5 protein-coding genes and 1 pseudogene are annotated in these 6,783 nt (G+C 73.9%); all 6 read right to left on the bottom strand.

Translation table 11 applies throughout. From position 1 onward, the window contains the following. Window positions 1–233: pseudogene (locus AB0J33_RS30635) on the bottom strand (1,4-beta-xylanase); the annotation flags it as partial. A 380-nt stretch (window positions 234–613) separates the two neighbouring features. Further along, window positions 614–1,078, bottom strand: a complete 465-nt coding sequence (locus AB0J33_RS30630; RefSeq protein ID WP_363618542.1) for a MaoC family dehydratase — start codon at window positions 1,076–1,078, stop codon at window positions 614–616. 18 nt (window positions 1,079–1,096) lie between these two features. Then, window positions 1,097–2,245 (bottom strand): acyl-CoA dehydrogenase family protein, encoded by a 1,149-nt coding sequence (locus AB0J33_RS30625; RefSeq protein WP_363618540.1) that lies wholly within the window; start codon window positions 2,243–2,245, stop codon window positions 1,097–1,099. A gap of 46 nt (window positions 2,246–2,291) precedes the next feature. Next, window positions 2,292–5,114 carry an AAA family ATPase gene (locus tag AB0J33_RS30620; protein ID WP_363618538.1) on the bottom strand — a complete coding sequence of 941 codons (2,823 nt, stop codon included), beginning with the start codon at window positions 5,112–5,114 and terminating at the stop codon, window positions 2,292–2,294. Window positions 5,115–5,178: 64 nt separating this feature from the next. Further along, entirely contained in the window at window positions 5,179–5,790 is a 612-nt protein-coding gene (locus AB0J33_RS30615; RefSeq protein ID WP_363618536.1) for a TetR/AcrR family transcriptional regulator, read from the bottom strand. 94 nt (window positions 5,791–5,884) lie between these two features. Then, window positions 5,885–6,652: an SDR family oxidoreductase gene (locus tag AB0J33_RS30610; protein WP_363618534.1), complete on the bottom strand. Its 768-nt coding sequence runs from the start codon at window positions 6,650–6,652 to the stop codon at window positions 5,885–5,887. Between the last annotated feature and the right edge of the window lie 131 nt (window positions 6,653–6,783).

Raw genomic sequence — 6,783 nt, 5'->3', positions numbered from 1 at the left:
CGGTTCAAAATCGTGGTGTACGCACTATCCGACAACCGACCCGCCGCCACCGCAGTACCAAAATAACGACCCTTCTCGGCAGCGGACGCCCCCAGTGTCGTCCCGGCGCTCGCCGCGCCCGGCAGGAACGCGGCGGTGGTTGTGGCGAGCAGAGCCGCAGCGGCGAGGACGATCGCCGTACGCGCTCGGGGGCCCGTCCGCGGCTGGGCGTCCCCCTGGCACCGTTCGGTCATGTCTATTCCTTCCGTGGGACCCGGGGCGGGGCGACTGACGCACCGCTCCGGCGGTGGTGGGTGCCGGGTCGCGACCGCGCACGAGAAGGCGTCCGGGAAGAGGCGCCAGCCCTCGATCATCGACTCCGGTGGATGTGGAGTATGTCAGCGCCCCGGATCGACGAGCAAGAATTTCCGGAAGGTTTACGAGACCTCGTCCAACCCGGGAATCGACGCGGGACGCCCCTGCCCAGGCAGCACATCATCGGTAACGACAGCGGTGCCCGACCGGATCGGGTCGGGCGGGTCGACCGGGCAACGGGCACCGCAAGTTCCGGAACTTGTGCCGCAACGCCAACCGGCGTCCCGGCACGTCGGGCAGCATCAGACGAACGGGGCGGTCACTGCTCCGCGGCGCGGTAGAGCCGACTCACGGTCTCGGCCACGCAGACCGGCTTGTCACCGCTGTCGCTCTCCACGGTGACCGCCGCGACCAGCTGCACGCCGCCGCTGACCGGCGACACCTCGGCGATGGTGACGGCGGCGCGTACGGCGGCGCCCACCCGGACCGGCGCGGGGAACCGCACCCGGTTCAGCCCGTAGTTGACCCCCATGGTCACCCCCTCGACCCGGTAGAGCCGGCCCGCCAGCGCCGGCAACAGCGACAGGGTGAGGTACCCGTGCGCGATCGTCCCGCCGAACGGCCCCGCGGCGGCCCGGACCGGGTCGAGGTGGATCCACTGGTGGTCGTCGGTCGCGTCGGCGAAGAGGTCGACGCGGCTCTGCTCGATGCGGTGCCACGGACCGGGCCCGAGACTCTCGCCGGTCGCGGCGGCCAACTCCTCGAACGAGGTGAAGACTCTCATGCCAGGTCTCCCTAACAGCTAGAAGGCGTTGACGCCGGTGAGCGCGCGTCCGATGAGGAGTTGCTGGATCTGGCTGGTTCCCTCGTAGAGGGTGGCCACCCGAGCGTCGCGCAGGTACTTGCCGACCGGGTACTCGTCGATGTAGCCGTACCCGCCGAACACCTGGACCGCGTTGTTCGCCGCGCGGACGGCGGCCTCGCTGGCGAAGAGCTTGGCCATCGACGCCTCGGTGGCGAACGGCTGGTCGCGGTCGATGAGGTCGGCCACCTGCCACACCAGCAGCCGGGCGGCGGCGGTGTCCACCGCGATCGCGGCGAGCAGTTGCTGGACGAGCTGGTGCCCGGCGATCGGCTTGCCGAACTGGGTCCGCTGCCCGGCGTAGCCGACCGCCGCGTCGAGGCAGCCCTGGGCGATGCCGACGCAGCCGGCGGCCACCGACATCCGTCCCTTGGCGAGGGTGGCCAGGGCCAGCCGGAACCCGGCGCCCTCGGCGCCCAGACGGGCCGTGTCAGGTACGCGCACCTCGTCGAAGCCCAGCTCACCGGTGGCCTGACCACGCAGGCCCAGCTTGCCGTGAATCTCCCGTCGGGTCAGCCCGGGGCTGTCGGTGGGCACCAGGAACGCGCTGATTCCTCGGTGCCCGGCCCCGCCGGTGCGGGCGAAGACCAGCGCGACGTCGGCGGTGGTGCCGTTGGTGATGAACGTCTTCGTGCCGCTGAGCAGCCAGTCGGCGCCGTCGCGGACCGCTCGGGTGCGCAGCGCGGCCGCGTCGGAGCCGCTGTCCGGCTCGGTCAGCGCGAAACAGCCGAGTGCGCTGCCGGCGCAGAGTCGCGGCAGCCACTCGGCCCGCTGCTCCGCGCTTCCGTGCGCGGCGATCGACTTGGCGACCAGGCCGAGCGAGACCGAGACGATGCCGCGCACGGCCGAGTCACCCCGGCCGAGCTCTTCCAGGACCAGGCAGTACGCGAGGTGATCACCACCGGAGCCGCCGTCGGCCTCCGCGATGGTCAGCCCCAGGAAGCCCAGGTCACCGAGCATGCCGACGATGGCGGGGTCGACCGATTCGCGGCGATCCCAGGCGGCCGCGTGGGGCAGCAGCTCGCGGTCGGCGAACTCGGCGGCCAGCTGGCGGACCGCCGCCTGCTCGGCGGTGAGGGTGAGGTCCATGGCCACTAAACTAGCGGTGATAGTTTAATGCGTCCAGAGCGGACGATCACCGGTCCGAGCCCAGCTCGACGTGCCGTTCCGCGGTGAACGCGCGGGCCAGCTCGGTACGCGAACGGATGCCCAGCCGGTGGAACACGTTGCGCAGGTGGTGGTCGACCGTGCGGGTGGAGAGGAACATCCGGGCGGCGATCTCCCGGTTGGTGGCGCCCTCGGCGACCAGCTCGGCGATCCGCAGTTGCTGACCGGTGAGCAACCGCGCCGCGGGCAGATCCGGCGGGCCGATGGACTCCCCCGCCGCCCGCAGCTCGGTGGTGGCCTGCTCGGCCCAGCACGTCACCCCGAGCAGAGTGAACATCTCGCGGGCCTGGTGCAGGTGCGTACGCGCGTCGCGAGGACGCCGGCTGCGGCGCAGCTCCTGACCGAAGAGCAGCTCGGTACGGGCCCGCTCGAACGTGCCGGCCTCGGCCGGGTGCAGGCGCAGCGCCGCCTGGAATTCCCGTTCCGCCACCGCGCCTCCCCGGGGTGCGAGCAGCGCGTGGCACCGCGCGGACAGGGCCCGGCGCAGCGGACTCGCGGTGCTGCTGGCCCACCTGTCGAACGCGGCCAGCGCGGCTGTTGCCGCCGGTCGGTGCGGAAGGTGCGCCGCCGCCTCCACCAGGTACGGGGTGGCCATCACCTGCACCAGGACCTGACCTCGACCGGTGCCGAGCCGAGCCAGCGACGCCAGCCGGTCGGCGGCCTCGGCGTGCCGACCGTCCACCAGGTCGAGCACCGCCAGGGCCCACGCGGCCAGCGCGTGCGGACGACTGCCCGGCGTCGGCGACTCGCCTATCTCGCGGATCCGCCGCAGGCTGGTGTCCCGGTCGGCTCGGATCGCGGCGAGGACGGCGAGCATGCCCAGGTGGATGTTGGCGCAGTTGGCCTGACCCGTCGCCCGGGCGACGCGCAACCCGTCGCGAGAGGTCTCCGCCGCCGCCTCGTGTCGACCCAGCCAGTACTCGGCGACCGCCCGCAGCTCCAACGCCCGCGACAGCATGGACAGCTCGCCCCGTTCCCGGGCCAGCTCGACGGCGCGCTCGGCGAGCCGGTGGGCCGCGCCGTCCACCGCCACCAGCAGTCCGGCCGCCGCGGCACAGGTGAGCGCGGTGGGGGTCAGCGCCGGCCCGGTCAGCCGGCCACCCAGCACCACGGCACGACGCAACGCCGGCCCGGCCCGCTCGTGGTCCGCTCGCAGTGTCGCCGCCACCCCGGCGACCAGGCAGCTCATCAGCTCCATCGCCGGCGGGTCGCTCGGGCGCCGCAACGCCAGCGCCCGACGGCCGACCTCGGCGTAGCGGTACTGGTCGCCGGAGAAGCAGACCGCCTCGCCGGCCCGCACGAGCCCGGCCAACGCCAGGGCGCGGTCGGTGCCGTCCACCGCCCGGGCGGACGCCAGCAGCACGACCGACGCGCTCGACGCCGCGCCACAGCGCAGCTCCAGCTCACCGCGCAGCAGGTCGGCGCGCCCGCGGACGACCGGGTCGGCGCAGACCGCGCGGAGGCGGTCGAGCAACAGGCGGGCCACGTCGGGCTGGCCCCCGGTCCAGGCGTACCGGGCGGCGGCCAGCAGGCGGGTGGCGGTCAGGTTCGGATGGTCACTCAGCTCGGCGGCCCACCGAAGGGCCACCGAGGCGGTGGCCCAGTCGCCGACGCCGCCGGCCGCCGCCTGTTCCAACTCGGCGGCGAGGGCGGGATCGGCACCCGCCGTCGCGGCGGCGAGGTGCATCGCCCGGCGCAGCCGCTGCCCGTCGGCGACCAGCACCTCGGCGAGCAGCCGGTGCGCCGCGCGGCGCTCCGCGAGCGGCGCGCTGGCCGCGATCATCGTGCGCACCAACGGCTGCGGAAAGGTGACACCCCGTTGCTCGACCCGGACCAGGCCGGCGACCTCCGCCGGGGCGAGTGCCTCGACCTCGGTGCCGGCGACGTTCGCGGCCCGGATCAGGGTGCCCGGCTCGCCATCCTCGTCGAGCGCGGCGAGCAGCAGCACCCGCCGGGTCTCCGCCGGCAGCCGGTCCAGCCGGGCCCGGTACGCGCGGCCCAGTGCCCCGTCCGCCGGTGGCGCGGCGGGAAGTGGCTCCTCCCCCCGCCACTGCCCGGCGGTGAGCACCTCGGCGAGGTCCACCAGGGCCTGCGGGTTGCCGCGGCCGATCGCGGTCACCGCGGCCAGGGCCGACGCGGCGGGCCGCTCGGGAAGCCGGTCGACGTTCTCGCGCTCGGCCAGCCGAGCGAGCCGGTCGGTGAGGACGGCCGTGCTGTCGCGCGCGGTCAACGGGCGGAGCCGGTGTGCCGCAATCCCGTCGGGGTTGGCCGTGACATCCGCGGTGAGCAGCACCGCCAGCGGCAGGTGCCGCAGTCGGCGGGCCACGAACGCCAGCACCTGCGCGGTCTGCGGGTCACCTCGGTCGACGTCGTCCATGGTGGCGAGCAACGGGCGGTCCCGGGCGGCGGCGGCGAGCAGCCCGAGCACCGCCATCGACAGCGTGAGTTGCCGGTCGGCCGGGCAGCTCTCCCCGGCCAGCGCGCGCCGTAGCAGTTGGCGCTGCTCGTTCGGTAGGGCGGCGGCCCGGTCGCGCACCGGGTCGACCAGGCGTTGCAGGCCGGCGTACGGCAGGGCGGCCTCCTCGGCGAGCCCACTGGCGGCCAGCACGGCGCAGCCCTCGGCGTGCCGGTGGGCGTAGCCGACCAGGGCCGTCCGGCCCGATCCGGGCTCGCCGCGGATCAGCAGGGCACCGCCGGCGTTGGTCATGCCGTCGAGCAGACTCCGGACAGCCCGGCACTCGTCGTCCCGGCCACGCAGCACGGTTAGTTGCACTCTTGATGCAGTAACCATGCCTGTCAGTGTTACCCATCGGAAACCGAATGGAAAGAGGGGGCGATATCGGGCCGGGCCGGAATCAGTCGGGCGTGACCTCGGCCAGCAGGGCGCCCACCGTCCGGGACATCACCGCACGGGCCTGGTCCACACCCAGACCGAGCCCGTAGCGCAGCATCGACCAGGCCTGCCACGTGCTCGCCACCACCAGGGCGTTGAGCAACTGCTCCCGTCCCCGCCCGGCCTGGGCCAACTCGACGGCGAAGAGTTCCTCCACCTCGTCGCGGACCCGCTCGATGTGCTTGAGCCGGTTGCGGTGCAGCTGCTCGGAGACCGGCTCGCGCATCTGGGCGGCCCGCGCGGACGGCGCGATGAGCTGGAGCAGCCGAGCCCGCTGCCGGCAGTACGCGTCGACCCGCTTCGCCAGCGGCAGCCCCGCCGAGATCGGCCGGTACGCGGCGTCCTGCTGGCGCAGCACCTCCGCGCCGCTGGCCTCGAAGAGGGTCTCCATGTCCTTGAAGTTGGTCCAGAGCGTCCGCAGCGAGATGCCCGCCCGTTCGGCGATGCGTTCCCCGGTCGGACGGAGGTCGCCCTCGGAGATGAGCGCGAGGTGCGCCTCGACGATGGCCGCCCTGGTCCGCTCGGCCCGGGCGGTGCGCCCGTCGACCCGACCCACGACGTCGACCCCGTCCATTCGCCCGCGCCCCCTCACCGCCATGGCGTCCCCCGCCGCACCGACGAGTCTAGACAGGCGGTGATCAGCGGCTCCGCACGCGCCGCCGACGTCGTCATCCGGCCCGGCCGGTCAACGAGACGCCGCCGTCGCAGACGATGGTCTGCCCGGTGATCCAGTTGGCGTCGGCGGAGGCCAGGAAGGCGACCACGCCCGCCACGTCCGACGGCAGGCCGAGGCGCCCGAGCGGGTAGCGCGTGGCCAGCTCGGCCTCCCGCCCCTCGTAGAGAGCGGCGGCGAAGCGGGTCTTCACCACGCCGGGGGCGACCGCGTTGACCCGGATCGTCGGACCCAACTCCACGGCGAGGCTGGCGGTGAGGTGGTTCAGCGCGGCCTTGCTGACTCCGTAGCAGCCCAGGCCGGGCGACGGGCCGAGTCCGGCGATCGACGAGACGTTGACGATGTCGCCCCCGCGCTCGGTCATGCCGGCGGCGCAGACCTCCTGCACCCAACCGAGGGTGGCGACCACATTCACGTCGAGGATCTTGCGGGCCGCGGCCAGGTCGAGCGTGACCAGCGGACCGTGCACCGGATTGATGCCGGTGTTGTTCACCAGCACGTCCACCGGCCCGAACGCGGCGCCCACCTGGCGCACCGTGGCGGCCCGGTGCGCGGGATCGTCGGACCGGCCCGGCACCGCCAGGGCGTACGCCGGGCCGCCCAGGGCGGCGACCGCCTCGGCCAGCGCCTCGGGGTGTCGGGCGGTCAGACCCACCCGCGCGCCCTCGGCGACGAGGCGTCGGGCGATGGCCAGGCCGATCCCCCGACTGGCGCCGGTGACGATGGCGACCCGGTCCACCAGCCGGCCCGAATATGCATTCACGGTGCAGATAGTAGGAGTGCTGATCGGTGTCGGTCAACGCCTCGGACGACCGGCCGGCAGACCGCCGCGCGAAGAGCGCGCGCAGCCGTCCGACCGGACGCGGTCACGCGGGACCACGCCCGGTCGGACGT

The organism is Micromonospora sp. NPDC049645 (genome assembly GCF_040675155.1).
In the GTDB taxonomy this organism is placed as follows: Bacteria; Actinomycetota; Actinomycetes; order Mycobacteriales; family Micromonosporaceae; genus Micromonospora.
Note: the sequence above shows the minus strand (reverse complement) of the source record. Positions and strands in the feature narration are given on the sequence as shown.

Excerpts from the sequence above, each read along its gene's own strand:
- AB0J33_RS30630 (WP_363618542.1), bottom strand. The coding sequence starts at position 1,078 with ATGAGAGTCTTCACCTCGTTCGAGGAGTTGGCCGCCGCGACCGGCGAG.
- AB0J33_RS30625 (WP_363618540.1), bottom strand. The coding sequence starts at position 2,245 with ATGGACCTCACCCTCACCGCCGAGCAGGCGGCGGTCCGCCAGCTGGCC.
- AB0J33_RS30620 (WP_363618538.1), bottom strand. The coding sequence starts at position 5,114 with ATGGTTACTGCATCAAGAGTGCAACTAACCGTGCTGCGTGGCCGGGAC.
- AB0J33_RS30615 (WP_363618536.1), bottom strand. The coding sequence starts at position 5,790 with ATGGACGGGGTCGACGTCGTGGGTCGGGTCGACGGGCGCACCGCCCGG.